This is a genomic window from Glycocaulis alkaliphilus, from assembly GCF_004000605.1.
GTDB classification, from domain to species: Bacteria; Pseudomonadota; Alphaproteobacteria; order Caulobacterales; family Maricaulaceae; genus Glycocaulis; species Glycocaulis alkaliphilus.
In genome coordinates, this window is record NZ_CP018911.1 from 2843511 (window position 1) to 2858961 (window position 15451).

The following is a 15451-nucleotide window of genomic DNA, read 5'->3' on the forward strand; positions in this document are numbered from 1 at the left end:
TGGTGCCCAGGAGAAGACTCGAACTTCCACTCCCTTGCGGGAACTGGCACCTGAAGCCAGCGCGTCTACCAATTCCGCCACCTGGGCATATCTCTGAAGGCGTCGGAGGCGCGGTGATAAATGCGGGCGCGGGCGCTGTCAACGCGCCTTGTGCGGCGTTGCCAACGGGCCGCAAATTTGGTCTATCCGCTAAAGACACAGACAGTGTTCGCGAGATGCCCCCGCGAACCGGCCAGGCTCAAGGGAGAGGCCCACATGCTGCGCGATGAAATGATCACGGTGTTTGGCGGTTCGGGTTTCATCGGACGCTATGCGGTGCGCGCACTGGTCAGGGCCGGTTACCGGGTGCGCGTCGCCACGCGCCTGCCCCACACCGCTATTGATCTCAAACCCATGGGTTCAGTCGGCCAGATACAGCTGGTCCAGGCCAATGTGCGCCACAAGGCCTCGATCGAGCGGGCTATTGAAGGCGCCAGCGCCGTCATCAACCTGACCGGCATTCTGGCGCAGTCCGGCCGCCAGACTTTCCGGTCTGTGCAGGCGCAAGGCGCGCAGAGCATCGCGCAGGCCGCAAAGGCTGCGGGCATTACCCGCTTTGTGCAGATTTCGGCCATCGGAGCGGACGCAGACAGCAAGTCCGCCTACGCGCAGACCAAGGCCGCAGGCGAAAAGGCGGTGATGGATGCCATCCCTACCGCCACCATTCTGCGCCCGTCCATTGTGTTCGGGGACGAGGACAGCTTCTTCAACCGGTTTGCCCAGATGGCGCTCTACACGCCCGCCCTGCCGCTGATTGGCGGCGGCAAGACGGTGTTCCAGCCAGTCTGGGCAGGCGATGTCGGCGCGGCAGTTCTGGCCGCGCTGGAAAACCCGGCCGCACAGGGCAAGGCCTACGAGCTTGGCGGGCCGGCCCGCTACAGCTTCAAGGACTTGCTCCAGTACATCACGGCCACCATCCGGCGTCCGCGCCTTCTGGTGCCAGTGCCATGGCTTGCTGCCTACGGGATCGGGTTTGCCGGCGAGATCGCAGGCGCCCTGCCCTTCGTGCCAACCGTGCTGACGCGCGACCAGGTGACCTTGCTGAAAACCGATAATGTCGTGGCCGAAGGTGCGCCGGGGCTCGCGGATCTCGGTATCAGCCCGGCCTCCGTGGAGGCAATCGTGCCGTCCTATCTCTACCGTTTCCGGCAAGGCGGTCAGTTCGCACCGGCGGAGTAGGGTTTACACCGTTCCAACCTGCTGAAATCCCGGCCGAACGTCAGTGAGAGCCGGGACCTCGTGCAGGAGAAGCGGGACAAGGCCCCGGATCGCTGCGCGTCCGGGGTTTCAGTGCGTGTGGATTCACACCACGAAGACAATCACCGCCAGAATCGCGAGAGCCAGCGCGATGCGGTAGATGACGAAGGGCAGAAAGCCGAAGCGATCGACCAGCTTCAAAAGAAGGTGGATGGCGACAAGGCTCGCCGCAAAGGAAAGGCCAACCGCAATCAGCCCGTCCGTGAGGCTCGCGCCCGGATCTTCACCGCGCGCCAGATCAATACCCGATTGCAGGCCGAAAGCGGCGATGACGGGAATGCTGGTCAGCATGGCAAAGCGGGCGGCTGCCGAGCGTTCCGCCCCCAGCATGCGCGCCGCCGTCATCATCAGGCCGGACCGGCTGGAGCCGGGAATCATCGCCACCGCCTGGGCAAGGCCAATCACGGCAGCATCCTTGTAGGTCAGCGTCTCCACCGTCTTCACGCGCGGACCGTATCTGTCGGCCAGCCAGAGCGGCAGCGCGAAGACCAGCGTGGCGGCCGCGATTACGGCGGGCGAGCGCACCAGATCCATCCAGCCGGTAAAGTAGAGAATGGCCGCCACGATCATCACCGGCGGCGTCGCGATCACCACCAGCAGGGCGAGGCGCCCGCCCGGCGTCATCTTTCCGGTAAACCAGGCCAGCACGCCCACGATCACCTGGGCGATTTCCTTGCGGAAATAGACCATAACGGCCAGCAGCGAACCCAGATGCGCCATCACGTCGATGAGCACGCTCTGCGGCTCTACCCCGAAGGCCAGCGGGGCAAGGATCAGGTGCGCGGAGGAGGAGACCGGCAGAAACTCGGTCAGGCCCTGCACAATCGCGATCAGGACCAGCAGCATCAGGCTCATGGCGTTATATCTCCCCGCATCGGCACAACTCGCCGCCAGCTATGCACCGCTTTTATTGCGCGAGCGTGAAGACCGGCTATTGCCGCAGGGTAAAGATCAGCGCGGTGCGAGCGCTGCCTTGACCGCCCCGGACAGCTTGGCCGCTTCTTCTGCGCGCGCAGAGCCGCGCCGCCACGCCATGCCGATCTCACGCCCTGCAACCGGCGGATCAAACGGCTTGATGACAAGGCCCAGCCCCTCAGCGACCCCGCCATCAACCGCCAGGCGCGGCAGGAGGGTGGCGCCGAGTCCGCTCCTGACCATCTGCACCAGCGTGTGCAGGCTGGTGGCGGCAAAGTCTGACCGCGCAGCATCGGCGCGGGCCGAGCCGGGCCCTGACGCGCTATGGCTGGTTGAACACACGCTGAGCGCGTGATCGCGCAGGCAATGGCCGTCTTCCAGCAGGAGAAGGGATTCATCAGCCAGCATGACCGGGCTGAGCGGGTTCGCATCCGCCAGCTTGTGGCCCGGCGCGCAGGCAAACAGGAACTCGTCCATGGCGATGGAGCGCGTCTCGATCCCCGCCGCCTCATAGGGCAGCGCGATCAGCGCAGCATCAAGCCGGCGTTCTTTGAGGGCATCGACAAGGCGCGGGGTCAGATCCTCGCGCAGGAACAGCTCCAGCTGTGCAAATTCGCTGCGCAAGGCGGGAAGGACACGCGGCAGGAGGAAGGGCGCAATGGTGGGGATCACGCCCAGGCGGAACTGCCCGGCCAGCGGCTCGCCAGCCGCACGCGCGGCATGCACAAGGTCTTCCGCCTCGGTGAGGATGGTGCGCGCTCTTGCCGCAGCCGCTTCACCCGCCGGGGTGAGACTGGCACCACGTGCCCCGCGCTCTACCAGCGTGGTGCCAAGGCTCAGCTCCAGCTCCTTGATACCCGCCGACAGGGTAGGCTGGGTAACGTGGGCGGCCTCGGCTGCGCGGCTGAAATTGCCATGCTCGGCCAGCACAATAAGAAATTGCAACTGCCGCAATGTGGGAAGATTTGCACTCATGGCTATCGAGATAGCCTATCGCTGATCCAGAGACAATCGATTTGCTTTCGCAACTGCAACATAGCACATGCTGCAGCAGCACATGGCGCCCGCGCGTCGTGGCCATCATTCAAGTCAGACAGGAGACGAACATGCTGGGTATCGGCCAGAAACTTCCCGAATTTGAAATCACGGGCGTAAAGCCGGGCTTCAACCATCACGAGGAAAACGGCGAGTCTGCGTTCGAGACGCTGACTGAAGCCAGCTTCCCCGGCAAGTGGAAGGTCATCGTCTTCTACCCGAAGGACTTCACCTTCGTGTGCCCGACCGAGATCGTCGCCTTTGCCAAGCTCAACGACGAATTTGCCGACCGTGACGCCGTGGTTCTGACCGGCTCGACCGACAATGAGTTCTGCAAGCTGGCCTGGCGCCGCGAGCATGCCGACCTCAACAAGCTGGACCAGTGGCAGTTTGCCGACACGACCGGCTCGCTGGTCGATCAGCTCGGCATCCGTTCGCCCGAAGGCGTCGCCTACCGCTACACCTTCATCGTGGACGATGAGAACACGATCCAGCACGTCTACGCGACCAACCTCAATGTCGGTCGCAACCCGGAAGACACGCTGCGCGTGCTCGACGCGCTGCAGACCGACGAGCTGTGCCCGTGCAACCGCGCGGTCGGCGGCGAGACGCTGAAAGCGGCTTAAGGGCTTTACCCCTTCAAGTCCCTGCAAAGCGGGCCGCGTCACTCCTCCCGGCGCGGCCCGTTTTCATATCTGCTACATACCGACACGGAGCCTCCCCATGAGCCTTGAGAGCCTCAAAGAGCACATCCCCGATTACGCCAAGGACATCCGGCTGAACCTGTCCTCGCTGGCGCGCGAGACCGGACTGGACGACCAGAAGAAATATGGCTGCTTCCTCGCCTCGGCCTGGGCCACGGGCAATGCGGCGCTGATCCGCGCCATTGCCGGTGAAGTCGACGGCAAGCTTTCACCCGAGGCCGTGAACGCCGCCAAGGCCGCCGCCGCCGTGATGGGCATGAATAATGTCTATTACCGCTTCGTGCATCTGGCCTCGGCCAAGGACTACAAGACCCTGCCCGCGCGCCTGCGCATGAACGTCATCGCCAATCCGGGCGTGGACAAGGCCGATTTCGAGCTGTGGTCGCTCGCCGTCTCCGCCATTAATGGCTGCGGCATGTGCATCGACGCGCATGAGGCCGAGCTGAAAAAGCATGGCATCAGTGCCGACCAGATCCAGACCGCCGTGCGCATCGCCTCGGTGGTCAATGCCGCCGCCAGCGTGATCGAGGCCGAAACCGCCGCTGCGGCGTAATTTCGGCGCCCCAGGCACCTGGAAAGCCCCGCTGCGGAGCGTCCGCGGCGGGGTTTTTGTTTGGCGATTATACCGTTTGCAAACCTGACTCCACGCAGAAGCCGACTCACCGTAAGGTGGTGACGGTTATGGATGGAGGCGGGAATGGCCAAATATGGCACGATAGAGTTTGCTGGAGCATCGGGCGCAAGTTACATGTTCACAGCCTATTCGCGCGACACTAACTTTAACGCGGTCGGAGCGGTTTATTTTGTGACGAAGCGCAGCCCGAACGGTCCGGGCCGATTTAGTCATGCAGAAATTTACGTAGGAGAAACAGGCGACCTGTCAGATCGCCCGCTTAACCACCACCGCAAAGACTGCTTTGATCGCAACGGCGCAAATTGCGTCTGCGTGCTTACTGAGTCGGATCGAAACCGGCGGCTGTATATTGAGGCTGACATTCGGCAGAAACACGAGCCGCCGTGCAATCGTCAGTAAGCTCTTCTGCCAGCGCTCCTGACTCGATAAACCTTATTGCATCACTCGCTAGCGCCAAAGTTTCGCGCAGAGGGCGGTTTTCTTGAGCGCACACTATGCGCCACACTTCGAAACGACGATCGGGTGACACTGCCACCTCCATTAAAGACAGAGAGTGGTATTATAATACCACACGGTAGCCCGTTACCGCAAGCTAGTCGTCACTGTCCGGCGTCTCGCGCTCATCCCGCTTGCTTTGCGGTTGCTTCGCCACGCGCTTTAGCTTCTCATCAAAGGCCGCTTCATCCTCATCGCATTCCAGTTCGCGGGCGAGGGCTTTGAACTTGTCGGATTGCGTTTTTTCTCTCATTACAATCTCATGGACTATGATTACGTTTTGTATGTTGACGAGGCAGGTGACCCCGGACTGCGAACAGTTCGGCCCATAGACACCAATGGCGCAAGCGAGTGGATGGTGCTTTCGGGAGTGCTCGTGGCCAAACAAAACGAAGCAGACATTCTTCAGCGCATTTCCACATTACCATCAATGATAGGTGCGCGAAACCAGCATGACTTTCATTTCAAAAACCTTGCTCCACATCGAAAACTGGCTGTGTGCTCGCAGCTTGCTACGTGGCCGGTCCGTTGTTTCGCGGTGTGCTCAAACAAGCGCAATATGCGTGGTATGCACGATGCAAAGCCCCATGCGGAGATAGTTTCTGTCAAGAGCTGGTTTTACGCTTGGCTCTTTCGCCTACTCGTTGAGCGGGTGTCGAACTGGGTTGCGGTAAGGAGCGCCCGCGAGCTTGGCCGCCCAGGTATCTTGAAGATCGAAATAAGTCAGCGTGGCGGGGTGCGCTATGTCGGAATGCGCGCCTATATGGAATGGCTCAAACAAACGTTTGATGCCAATGTCGGCGCGCTATCCCAGCACGGGTCGGTGGACTTTCGGGTGATTTCGATCCCCCTGATCCAAGACTTCAGCCACCGATCTCGCTTAGGGCTACGCATGGCGGACTGGACCGCCAGCGCGTTTTTCAAGGCAATAGATATACATCAGACAGGGGCATGCGATGCCTCGTTTGCAAAGGCGTTAGGGCCTCGGATTGCCCGCGCATCAGGGCAATCCTTGCCCGCCGGTTACGGGGTCAAGCTCATGCCCGGATGGAACTCTGGACATCTCAAAAATGTGGATCCGATTCAGTTGGATATATTCCGCTACTACGGCTATCCGCGGGAATGGCGAAGCAACTGGTGAGGCCCGGCTTCGTTGGCCCCAGAAGCGGCTCCTAGCCCAACATTCAGCGTCAGGCCTCGCTCCCGGTGACGGGTCGCCAAAGCAACCCATCGCGAAGTTACTCCGGCAACCTCACCAACTACGATTCTAGCATTTTGGACGATGAAAAGCAATTTGATTCAATGGCTTGCTAAGCTATTGATCGGAATCGTCTTTATGCAATGCCGTCAGCCCGCCGATACGTCAGCCGCTTACCCACGATACCCGTGAGGGCGGCATCCGTCCGTTCCTTATCGTCTACACCGAGCTTTTCGCGGTGGTTATAGCGGAAGTCATATTCCGCCAGATAGCGGTGCAGGTGGTGTTTTCCGCAATGCTGATACACGCCCTTCATGCCGCGTTTGAAGACGCTGAAATAGCCCTCAATCGTGTTCGTGTGGACCTCGCCGCGACCGTATTCGCCCTTGTTGTGGCGAACGAAGTCATGCTCCGCGAAGTGACGGCCTAGCGTGTGATACTGGCCAGCCTCATCGGTAAAGACGCGCGCTTCCTTCGCCACGTTCGCTTGAACGAGCGGGATCAACGTTGCGGCTTTCAGGTCATCAACCACCATGGAGCGGGCCTGTCCGGTTTCACGGTCGATCAGGGACAGAACCTTGAACTTGTGGTGATAGCCACGGCCCTTTTTCTCGCCGCGCGGCTTCATGGCCTTGTCATGGCCGATGAAAGTCTCATCGACCTCGACAGTGCCGCCATTGCCGCCAAACGGTGCCAGATCGCCAGAGCGCATGGCTTCGCGGATACGGTGCGCCATGAACCATGCGGTCTTGTAGGTGACCTCTAGCGTGCGCTCCAGTTGCTTGCTGGAAACGCCCTTCTTGCTGGAGCACATCAGGTAGACCGCTTGCAGGAACTTATTGAGCGGCACACGGCCATGCTCAAACACCGTGCCAACCTTGACGGTGAACTGCTTGCGGCAAGCGCCACACTTTTTCAGGCCGATGCGCACGCGCTTATCGACGTTCGGCTTGATCGCGTAGACCTTATGCGTCTCGCCACAGTGCGGGCAGACAGGACCATTCGGCCAGATCACGCTTTCCAGCTTCTCGAAAGCAGCGGCTTCATCGTGGAAATACGGGGCGCTCAGGACAGACATGGCTCTCTTCTCCGAATCTGCCTAGAAGCTACCTCATTTCAGATGGGTTTGCAAGGTATATAATCGCCTTTTGTTTGCCGGTTGCATTCTTGCGGATTACCGTCGCTGCTATGAAGTGGGTCGGGCGGATTGTCCTCATTCTTTTCGCGCTGCTGGCGGGGTTTGTCGCCGTGTCGGCAGGGCTGGCCTATGTGGCCGGGCAATACTGGCGGGAGGCGGCGCTGGCCGAGCGGGTCGAGCGGCTGGACGCACGCTTCGAGGCCGCCGTCATGGCCCGGATCGAAGCCAGCGCGTTCGACGATGAGGATTGCCTCTGGATCGGCGACGCCCGCGACATCGCCGCTGGCCTTTATCTTATTGCCTCAGCTCGCCGGATTGAACTCACTCTGGCGGAGCGCGAAGCCTGCGGCGTGCGCCTTGACGCGGATGAACTACGCAGGCGCCGCCTCCAGATCGAGCAACTCCCCTGGACCTTCGAATATATGCCGGTGCCGCTGGCCTTCCTTGAGGATACCGCCAAGGCAGCGGCGAGCCTTGTAACTGCCGATGCGGACGGGGTGCTGCGGTATCAATATGCGCAAAAGCGAGCCGGTCTTCTAAGTTCGACCAGCGTGTTCAGCGACGTTCCGTTCCAGCAGCTTGAGACACTTGTGGATGGCTTTTTATACGGAGCTGTTACCGCTCAGCAGATCGGGGTCATTTCCTACCGCAACCGTATGGAATCTTATGAAGCACGGCGGCAACTGGCACTGGAGCACGCCTACGCCCCCAGCTCTCGCGTTCAGGACATGGCGTGGTTCGACCTTTACCGCTCCGCCTCGAGGATGAATGCCGATGCCATTTGGCAATTACACCTGATGTCGGAGGGACGCTGGCCGGAGCAGCGAGACGGCGTCGCGCCTTTTGCCCTCGCCGAGGGCCCACTGCTGATTGATTGGCCCTCCGATTGGCTCCGCTATGCCGTCGCCCGCGGCCACGCGGAGGCCACGCGCGCCTTTCTGGAAAATGGCTGGAACCGTCAGGGCGCGGACGGCAATGGCGATGGCATTGTCTGGAGCGATCCTTTCTCCACGCCCTACTGGTGGGTGGTGCATGCGGTGCGGCTGGATAACCCCGCTTTCGCCGATGATCTGGACATCGCTTTGGCGCATCTGGAGGGCCGAGGCTGCGCCGATCACGCCCGCGCCGTCGGCGAAGCGTGGCGCGGTGTACTGGCTGATTTCTGGAGCGATCATACGCCCGTCAACGCGCTGATCCGCGAGCGCCCTGACTGCACCGGGCCGCAAGACAGCGAACCGGCAGAGTTTGAGCACAGCGACACCCGTTTCGACGATCCGCTGTACGATCTGCCCGAGCTCATGATCGCGCTCGATCTGTCGCTGTGACTGCGCTCGCACCCGAACCTACTCACACTTTCTTAAAAACCATGACGGTCACTAAATTGTCGTAAAAGATTTTATCTGTGAAAAATCAGTAAGTTGATTGACCTTGACGAACGCCGTTAAGTTCCGTATCCTGATCTTATGGCTGATACGCTTCACCATATCGCGCAAAGCGCCACCGACCGCGACCGGCATGATGCCGGGCAGGCGGGCAGCGCATGGCGCTGGTTTTCGGCGCGCACCATGCGCCGGGCCTCGCGCTATCGCGACCTGACATGGCGCCATGTCGGCCGGCACATGATCTTTGCGCTGGCGATCGTTTTCGTCTCGCGCATCTGGGCGAGCGAGGCCCATGGCGTACTGCTGCTGGTAATCGGGTCGATCTGGGCCATGCTGATGGCGCGCATCGCCTTCATCAAGGGCTTTGATGCCCTGACCCGCCGGCGCCAGGCCCGCTCCTGATCCGCGTCTCCCTTCTGCTTGCCGCATCGCCTGATTGACGCTGCGCGCGCGGCGCTTAGGCTGTGGCGTTCATGCTTTGCTGCGGGGAGCGCCTCTCATGAAATGGTGGTTTGGAACGGCGCTGTGGAAGCGCGTGCTGGCGGCCCTCGTGCTGGGCATCGGCTTTGGCGCGCTGATGTCCCAAATGATGGGCGCAGAGGAAGCCACCAATCTCATCGAGAGCTATGTCCGCCCGGTCGGCGACCTTTTCATCCGCCTTATCCGCATGCTCATCGTGCCCCTGATCCTGACCACGCTGGTGGCGGGCGTCTACGCGCTGGGTGATCCCAAACGGCTGGGCCCGATCGGCGGCAAGACGCTGGCTCTCTATTTCGCCACCACCTTCTTTGCCAACATTATCGGTATCATCTTTGGCCTGCTCTTCCGCCCCGGCGCGGGCGCAGACCTGGGCGGGACGGATGCCGTGCCGGTTTCCATGGAAGCTGAAGGGCTGGGCAGCCGGCTTCTCTCCATCGTGCCTGACAATCCGGTTGCCGCGCTGGCCGATGGCGACGTGCTGGCCGTGATCTTCTTTGCGGTCCTGCTGGGTATCGGCATTCTGATGGCCGGCAAGGCCGGCAAGCCGGTGGGCGAGCTGTTCAATTCCGCCTCTGATGTCGTGCTGAAAGTCACCCATATGGTGATGGAAGTGGCCCCGTTCGGCGTGTTCGCACTCGTCGCCTATACCACGGTCAGCCAGGGTCTGGAGGCGTTTGCCTCCATCGGGCTTCTCGTTCTCACCGTCTATCTGGGCCTCTTCACCCATGCGGTGCTGGTCTATGGCGGGCTGATCAAGTTCGTGCTGCGCCTGCCTCTGCTGGACTTTGCCCGCGGCATTGTCGATGCGCAGGCCGTCGCCTACTCCACCGCCTCCTCTGCGGCCACACTGCCGGTGACCATCTCCAATGTCGTGGACAATCTCGGCGTGAAGCGCTCTGTGGCCGGCTCTGTCCTGCCGCTGGGCGCGACGATCAACATGGATGGCACTGCGCTCTATCTCGGCATCCTCGCCCTCTTCACCGCGCAGGCCTTCGGCTATGACCTGACGCTGACGCACTATTTCATGATCGCCTTTACCGCCGCCATTGCCTCCATTGGGGCGGCTGGCATCCCCAGCGCAGGGCTTTTCCTGCTGGCCATCGTGCTGAGCACGTTCAACGTGCCGCCAGAGCAGATCGCCATCATTGTCGGCTTCATCCTGCCGGTTGACCGGATCATGGACATGGCCCGTACCGCGCTCAATGTGACCGGCGATGCCGCCGTCTCCGTGGCCGTGGCCAAGTGGGAGGGTGAGCTGGACGAGGAGCGCTTCCGCGCCCCGGCCGACAAGCCCATGCCCGGCGAGGACAACGCGAAAGCCTGAACCGGAAACGCTCCCGCTTCGTATCGGCGAGGGACAACCTCACCGGTAACGGAGCCAGCCATGACCCTTCTTCGCATTCTTCTCGGCTTGGGCGGGATAGCCCTGCTCGCCAGCATTCTCTGGGCCGCCCAGGCCGCCAATATCGGGGCGAGCTTCTCGGCCATGATCGAGGATCCGTGGGGCGTGGTCGCCCTGATCGACCTCTATCTCGGCTTTGTCTTTCTGGCCGTCATCATCTGGCTGTTTGAGCGTAACAGGCTGATCGCGCTGGCCTTCATCCTGCCCCTGCCCTTTCTGGGCAATATCTGGGCTGCGGTGTGGATCGTCTGGCGGGTAAGCGCGCTCAGCGCCCGCCTGCAACCGGCGGCTAACCAGCCCGGCTGAGCGCCCGGTCGCGTTCTGCCGCCAGCCCGGCATCGCTCACCGTCTCGGCCACGAACCTGTCCACCGGCGTTTCAAGGCCGAGGCGGGCGATGGCCAGCTCCTGCGCGGTCCACTGATTGCCCTGCGGCAGGTTGGAGTTCACCGCGCTGAACGCGCTGACGCGCACGCCCATATGCCCGGTCATGCAGCGATAAGCCTCGAACGGTCCATGGACCGCCTCAGGCGCGCCCTCCACCGTCACCGGCACGGCCTCATAGACGACGCCAAGGTCTTCGGTGGCATTCATCAGCGCGTAGTCGCGGGGGCTGAGCAGTGTCGCCCAGGCAGATACGCTGGCGCCCGGCTCTGAAGCGAGCGTGGCCGGCACCGAGCCATAGACGGCGATGCGGTTGGCCCAAGCGATGACATGGCCCGGCAGGCGAACCGCGATCACCGGGATCACCACATCGTCGATGTGAGCCGCGAACTTGCGCTGAAGCTGCACGGGCGCAGCGTTGGAGCCGACCGCCACCACCGGGTGATACGCGCCCTCATCGAGCCGTGCCGCCCTCTCCGCCCCCACCACATCGGCGAGGGAGCGGACATGGCCGCCCTCCGCCACCTGCCAGCCGCTGATCTTGCCCTTGGTGGACCGGATATCGAGCGTGCGGCCATCGACGAACAGGAAATCGCCCTCCGGCCGCGTGAACGGATAGGAGAGCGCCCATTGCATCTTGAGGTGCAGGGGATCGATCACGCGGACTGGCCCCGTTTGGCCTCCACCCAGTCGATCAGCATCTTGCTGACATCAATGCCGGAGAAGCGGCGCAGCTCCTGCACGCCGGTGGGCGAGGTGACATTGATCTCGGTCAGATAATCCCCGATCACATCGATACCGACAAAGACGAGCCCGCGGGCTTTGAGTTCCGGGCCGATAATCCGGCAGATTTCGAGGTCTCGCGCCGTCAGATCGGATTTCACCGCCTTGCCGCCGACATGCATGTTGGCGCGCACCTCGCCCTCGGCCGGCACGCGGTTGATCGCGCCCGCCGGCTCGCCATCCACCAGGATCACGCGCTTGTCGCCATTCTTCACATCCGGCACGAAGGCCTGCGCCATCAACGGCTCGCGGCTGACCTGCGCAAACAACTCCAGGAGGGAGGCAAGGTTCTCGGCAGACTCGCGGATGCGGAACACGCCCGCCCCGCCATTGCCGAACAGGGGTTTCACCACGATGTCGCGCCCGTGCGCCTCGAAGAAGGCGCGGATATCGGCGAGCGACGAGGAAATGAGCGTCGGCGGCATCAGCCCTTCAAAGCGCGTGACGAACAGCTTCTCCGGCGCATTCCTCACCTCGGCCGGATCATTGACCACCAGCACGCCGGGCTGCAGCGCTTCGAGCATATGGGTGGAGGTGATATAGGCCATGTCAAAGGGCGGGTCCTGGCGCAGGAAGATCACGTCCAGCGTGGAAAGGTCCATGACCACCGAAGGCTCCAGCACCGCATGCTCGCCCTGCACACGCTGCATGGCGCTCACCCGGCTCGCCCGCGCGCGCACCTTGCCATCCTCCATGGCCATATCCTTGGGCTCATAGACCCAGATCTCATGGCCGCGGGTGAACGCCTCCAGCGCAATGTCGAAGGTGGAATCTCCGTTCACATTGACGGCCGCGATCGGGTCCATCTGGAAGGCAATTTTCAGCATGGCGTAGCGCTTTCAGCTTTGGCGGGCGGATCAGGCGCTAGAGGTAGGGGATGAGGGGCGAAATGGGAAGGTGGGGGGTTACGGCAACAGCGTGAACTCAGTAATTTGGTCAGATGAAAAAGCGACTCTCCAATGACAGCGAATTCCGTGTCGATGCACGACTAACTACTGCATTAGATCAATTCGAGGCGACAATTTTTCGGAAGCCCCGCGTTGCTGATGTTATCGACATAAATGGACTTAGTAGTTCCGATCTTCGCAGATACGCGTTGATGGCCCATTTTGATTTTGTAATCGGTGATGCAGAGCATCGCCCATTGTTTGCGATAGAATATGATGGCGCGGGCCATGGAACCCAAAACGACGAGAAAAAGAATACAATTGCGACAACCGCAAACCTTGCACTTTTCAGAATAAGTCCGCCGCTCGAAAATTCCAGAACGCAAACGATGGGGTTTTTGGAATACCTCATAAATATATGGTTTTTTGGAACCAAGTTTTTAGAAATGCAAAGCAGCGGACAGATTCCGAGGGACGAACCTTTCACGATGTGGAGCTTCGTTTCAGCGGATGCGAAACACATATTTGATTCGGAGTTCAACTTCCTAACCGTTCCTTTCGATAGAATAGGAAAATTTTACAAACGAAATGGATTAGAAAATTGGCGGATGGCTCAGGCCGACGTAACTCACATATCGCTAAAACGTGGAAATGAACGCGCTGTATTTTGTAGCATTCCATTTGGCGACTCATTCATACACGGATCACACAGGCTAACGTTTGACAATGTTTGCATGGGTGAACTTGACGAGCTATATTTTAGCGAAGCCGCAATAATGGACTACTGCGAAGGGCTCGCGTGGCAGAACCTTGCTGACAATCTAGAAATCGCTGAAAGCGGCGGGCGACATACCTTGGTTGCGCGCGACCAATTCTTGTCAGACGTCATGGCGATGCGCGAAGCCTGTGGCAGCGTATTTGGTGGCGGGGGCGGACGGGATCCTAAACTCCTATCAATCCTGACCTAGCCATATGGGCTTTCAAAGCGTACTTCGCGCGCCCATCCTTGCCCGCCTCTCCCTTGATGCGTAGATAAGGCCCTTACGCCTTACCCTCACGCCTTACCCCTTACGCCACCGGAGAGATCGCCATGGACGGACACACCACATCATCCAGCACGCTGGACGCGGTTCTGGCCCGTCAGGAGGCCGATTTCGAGGCGGCGCTGGCGCGCTATGACCAGCTCCTGCGCATCCAGTCCATCTCCACCGATCCGGCCTACAAGGCCGAGTGCCTTAAAGCGGCCCAGAGCCTTGCCGATGAGCTGACCTCGCTGGGGTTTGCGGCGCGCGTGGCACCGTCGACCGGCCATCCCATGGTGGTCGCCCACCATGAGGGGGCAAGCGCCGATGCGCCCCACGTATTGTTCTACGGCCATTACGATGTGCAGCCGGTTGATCCGCTGGAGCTGTGGGAGGCGGACCCGTTCGAGCCGGAGATCAAGACCAGAGCCGATGGATCGAAATACATCCGTGCGCGCGGCGCCGCCGATGACAAGGGCCAGCTGCGCACCTTCATTGAGGCCTGCCGCGCCTGGAAGGAAGAGACCGGATCGCTGCCCTGCAAGGTGACGATCTTCTTTGAGGGCGAGGAGGAAAGCGGCTCCCCGAGCCTTGAAGCCTGGCTGAACGAGCATGGCGACGAGATCAAGGCCGACTTCGCGCTCGTGTGCGACACCAATATGTGGGACCGCAAGACCCCCGCCATTACCGCGAGCCTTCGCGGCATGACCGCAGGCGAAGTGACGTTGAAAGCGGCGAGCCGCGATCTGCATTCCGGGCTCTATGGCGGCGCGGCGCGTAACCCGATCACGCTGCTGACGCAGATACTCGGCCAGCTCCATGACGAGACCGGCCGGGTGACCTTGCCCGGCTTCTATGATGGCGTGGAAGACGTGCCTGCGCCCGTGCTGGAACAATGGAAGGCGCTGAACTTCTCGGAAAACCGCTTCCTGGGCGATATCGGCCTCTCCGTGCCTGCAGGCGAACAGGGCCGGATGGTGCTCGAACAGATCTGGACGCGCCCCACGGCCGAGATCAACGGCATTATTGGCGGCTATACGGGAGAGGGCTTCAAGACCGTGATCCCGGCGCAGGCCAGCGCGAAAATCTCCTTCCGCCTGGTGCCTGGGCAGGACCCGGAGAAGGTGTGGAAGGCGTTCGAAGCGCATGTGACCAGCCGCCTGCCCGCAGACTGTGAAGCCGTGTTCCTGCGCCGCGATACCGGCGCGCCCGCGCTCAGCGTGGACGTGACCAATCCGGCCCTGCAGGCCTGCGTGGAGGCGCTGCGCGATGAGTGGGAGACCGAGCCCGCCCTGATGGGCTGCGGCGGCTCCATACCCATTGTGGGCGATTTCAAGCGGCATCTGGGCATGGATACCATCCTCGCCGGCTTCGGCCTTGAGGACGACAATATCCACAGCCCGAACGAGAAGTACGAGCTGGAGAGCTTCCGCAAGGGCATACGCTCCTGGGCGCGGATACTGGACCGTCTGGCGGCATAACCCCCTCTTTCCTTGACTCTTGGCTGTCCCGCGCGTAATGCCACGCGCTCATAAGCAAGCGTAACTACCGCTTGCCTTGCCAGCACACGGAGCCGCATCCCGCATCGACGGGGCGGAACAACTCCCGGAGGCTGGGAAGGTGCCCTGCCCGGCGAAGGCTCGCCCGGCGGGGTGGTTTTGCGTTTGCGCGGTATGCAGACCAAGGGTTTGGACAGCG

The 15451-nt window shown here is 61.3% G+C and carries 17 protein-coding genes and 1 tRNA gene; 11 read left to right on the forward strand and 7 right to left on the reverse strand.

Going from position 1 to position 15451, the window contains the following annotated elements; all coding sequences use genetic code 11:
- Positions 1-87 (reverse strand) — tRNA-Leu (locus tag X907_RS13480).
- 168 nt (positions 88-255) lie between these two features.
- Between X907_RS13480 and X907_RS13485 the strand changes: the two genes are divergently transcribed.
- On the forward strand, positions 256-1218 hold the full coding sequence (locus tag X907_RS13485; RefSeq protein WP_127568858.1) for a complex I NDUFA9 subunit family protein: 963 nt from the start codon (positions 256-258) through the stop codon (positions 1216-1218).
- A 123-nt stretch (positions 1219-1341) separates the two neighbouring features.
- On the opposite strand, the gene X907_RS13490 is transcribed toward X907_RS13485, so the two are convergent.
- A complete protein-coding gene (locus X907_RS13490; protein ID WP_127568860.1) occupies positions 1342-2151 on the reverse strand; it encodes an undecaprenyl-diphosphate phosphatase in 810 nt (269 codons plus the stop codon).
- Positions 2152-2247: 96 nt separating this feature from the next.
- On the reverse strand, positions 2248-3186 hold the full coding sequence (locus X907_RS13495) for a hydrogen peroxide-inducible genes activator (protein WP_127568862.1): 939 nt from the start codon (positions 3184-3186) through the stop codon (positions 2248-2250).
- 131 nt (positions 3187-3317) lie between these two features.
- On the opposite strand from X907_RS13495, the gene X907_RS13500 reads away from it, so the two are divergent.
- The 3 genes from X907_RS13500 to X907_RS13510 all read left to right on the forward strand — a co-directional run bounded on the left by X907_RS13500 (position 3318) and on the right by X907_RS13510 (position 4983).
- Entirely contained in the window at positions 3318-3872 is a 555-nt protein-coding gene (locus tag X907_RS13500) for a peroxiredoxin (RefSeq protein WP_127568864.1), read from the forward strand.
- A 97-nt stretch (positions 3873-3969) separates the two neighbouring features.
- Positions 3970-4503 (forward strand): alkylhydroperoxidase, AhpD family, encoded by a 534-nt coding sequence (ahpD, locus tag X907_RS13505; protein ID WP_127568865.1) that lies wholly within the window; start codon positions 3970-3972, stop codon positions 4501-4503.
- 144 nt (positions 4504-4647) lie between these two features.
- Positions 4648-4983 carry a hypothetical protein gene (locus tag X907_RS13510; RefSeq protein ID WP_127568867.1) on the forward strand — a complete coding sequence of 112 codons (336 nt, stop codon included), beginning with the start codon at positions 4648-4650 and terminating at the stop codon, positions 4981-4983.
- 193 nt (positions 4984-5176) lie between these two features.
- On the opposite strand, the gene X907_RS14480 is transcribed toward X907_RS13510, so the two are convergent.
- Positions 5177-5332 (reverse strand): hypothetical protein, encoded by a 156-nt coding sequence (locus X907_RS14480; RefSeq protein WP_170175576.1) that lies wholly within the window; start codon positions 5330-5332, stop codon positions 5177-5179.
- Between the two features lie 9 nt (positions 5333-5341).
- On the opposite strand from X907_RS14480, the gene X907_RS13515 reads away from it, so the two are divergent.
- The gene (locus X907_RS13515; protein ID WP_127568869.1) at positions 5342-6220 is read left to right on the forward strand and encodes a DUF3800 domain-containing protein; all 879 of its coding nucleotides are present in this window, start codon (positions 5342-5344) and stop codon (positions 6218-6220) included.
- Between the two features lie 193 nt (positions 6221-6413).
- Here X907_RS13515 and X907_RS13520 read toward each other — a convergent pair whose 3' ends face one another.
- A complete protein-coding gene (locus X907_RS13520; RefSeq protein WP_127568871.1) occupies positions 6414-7355 on the reverse strand; it encodes an IS1595 family transposase in 942 nt (313 codons plus the stop codon).
- Positions 7356-7465: 110 nt separating this feature from the next.
- On the opposite strand from X907_RS13520, the gene X907_RS13525 reads away from it, so the two are divergent.
- The 4 genes from X907_RS13525 to X907_RS13540 all read left to right on the forward strand — a co-directional run bounded on the left by X907_RS13525 (position 7466) and on the right by X907_RS13540 (position 10985).
- The gene (locus X907_RS13525) at positions 7466-8740 is read left to right on the forward strand and encodes a hypothetical protein (protein ID WP_145962658.1); all 1275 of its coding nucleotides are present in this window, start codon (positions 7466-7468) and stop codon (positions 8738-8740) included.
- A 138-nt stretch (positions 8741-8878) separates the two neighbouring features.
- A complete protein-coding gene (locus tag X907_RS13530) occupies positions 8879-9199 on the forward strand; it encodes a hypothetical protein (RefSeq protein ID WP_127568875.1) in 321 nt (106 codons plus the stop codon).
- A 97-nt stretch (positions 9200-9296) separates the two neighbouring features.
- Positions 9297-10601, forward strand: a complete 1305-nt coding sequence (locus X907_RS13535; protein WP_127568877.1) for a dicarboxylate/amino acid:cation symporter — start codon at positions 9297-9299, stop codon at positions 10599-10601.
- A gap of 60 nt (positions 10602-10661) precedes the next feature.
- Positions 10662-10985, forward strand: a complete 324-nt coding sequence (locus X907_RS13540; protein WP_127568879.1) for a hypothetical protein — start codon at positions 10662-10664, stop codon at positions 10983-10985.
- Here X907_RS13540 and X907_RS13545 read toward each other — a convergent pair.
- Entirely contained in the window at positions 10969-11721 is a 753-nt protein-coding gene (locus X907_RS13545) for a hypothetical protein (RefSeq protein ID WP_127568881.1), read from the reverse strand. The two genes, X907_RS13540 and X907_RS13545, sit on opposite strands and share 17 nt — an antisense overlap.
- Complete coding sequence (gshB, locus tag X907_RS13550; protein ID WP_127568883.1) at positions 11718-12671, reverse strand: glutathione synthase; 954 nt, start codon at positions 12669-12671, stop codon at positions 11718-11720. Before gshB ends, X907_RS13545 begins: the two co-directional genes overlap by 4 nt.
- Before the next feature lie 113 nt (positions 12672-12784).
- Between gshB and X907_RS13555 the strand changes: the two genes are divergently transcribed.
- A complete protein-coding gene (locus X907_RS13555) occupies positions 12785-13699 on the forward strand; it encodes a DUF2726 domain-containing protein (RefSeq protein WP_127568885.1) in 915 nt (304 codons plus the stop codon).
- Between the two features lie 122 nt (positions 13700-13821).
- Complete coding sequence (locus X907_RS13560; protein WP_127568887.1) at positions 13822-15234, forward strand: dipeptidase; 1413 nt, start codon at positions 13822-13824, stop codon at positions 15232-15234.
- Positions 15235-15451: the final 217 nt, after the last annotated feature.

Bases quoted from the DNA above. Each gene is read 5' to 3' on its own strand.
- X907_RS13515 (WP_127568869.1), top strand. From the start codon at position 5,342: ATGGACTATGATTACGTTTTGTATGTTGACGAGGCAGGTGACCCCGGA.
- gshB (WP_127568883.1), bottom strand. From the start codon at position 12,671: ATGCTGAAAATTGCCTTCCAGATGGACCCGATCGCGGCCGTCAATGTG.
- X907_RS13500 (WP_127568864.1), top strand. From the start codon at position 3,318: ATGCTGGGTATCGGCCAGAAACTTCCCGAATTTGAAATCACGGGCGTA.
- X907_RS13540 (WP_127568879.1), top strand. From the start codon at position 10,662: ATGACCCTTCTTCGCATTCTTCTCGGCTTGGGCGGGATAGCCCTGCTC.
- X907_RS13525 (WP_145962658.1), top strand. From the start codon at position 7,466: ATGAAGTGGGTCGGGCGGATTGTCCTCATTCTTTTCGCGCTGCTGGCG.
- X907_RS13495 (WP_127568862.1), bottom strand. From the start codon at position 3,186: ATGAGTGCAAATCTTCCCACATTGCGGCAGTTGCAATTTCTTATTGTG.
- X907_RS13530 (WP_127568875.1), top strand. From the start codon at position 8,879: ATGGCTGATACGCTTCACCATATCGCGCAAAGCGCCACCGACCGCGAC.
- X907_RS13490 (WP_127568860.1), bottom strand. From the start codon at position 2,151: ATGAGCCTGATGCTGCTGGTCCTGATCGCGATTGTGCAGGGCCTGACC.
- X907_RS13520 (WP_127568871.1), bottom strand. From the start codon at position 7,355: ATGTCTGTCCTGAGCGCCCCGTATTTCCACGATGAAGCCGCTGCTTTC.
- ahpD (WP_127568865.1), top strand. From the start codon at position 3,970: ATGAGCCTTGAGAGCCTCAAAGAGCACATCCCCGATTACGCCAAGGAC.
- X907_RS14480 (WP_170175576.1), bottom strand. From the start codon at position 5,332: ATGAGAGAAAAAACGCAATCCGACAAGTTCAAAGCCCTCGCCCGCGAA.
- X907_RS13560 (WP_127568887.1), top strand. From the start codon at position 13,822: ATGGACGGACACACCACATCATCCAGCACGCTGGACGCGGTTCTGGCC.
- X907_RS13510 (WP_127568867.1), top strand. From the start codon at position 4,648: ATGGCCAAATATGGCACGATAGAGTTTGCTGGAGCATCGGGCGCAAGT.
- X907_RS13555 (WP_127568885.1), top strand. From the start codon at position 12,785: ATGAAAAAGCGACTCTCCAATGACAGCGAATTCCGTGTCGATGCACGA.
- X907_RS13485 (WP_127568858.1), top strand. From the start codon at position 256: ATGCTGCGCGATGAAATGATCACGGTGTTTGGCGGTTCGGGTTTCATC.
- X907_RS13535 (WP_127568877.1), top strand. From the start codon at position 9,297: ATGAAATGGTGGTTTGGAACGGCGCTGTGGAAGCGCGTGCTGGCGGCC.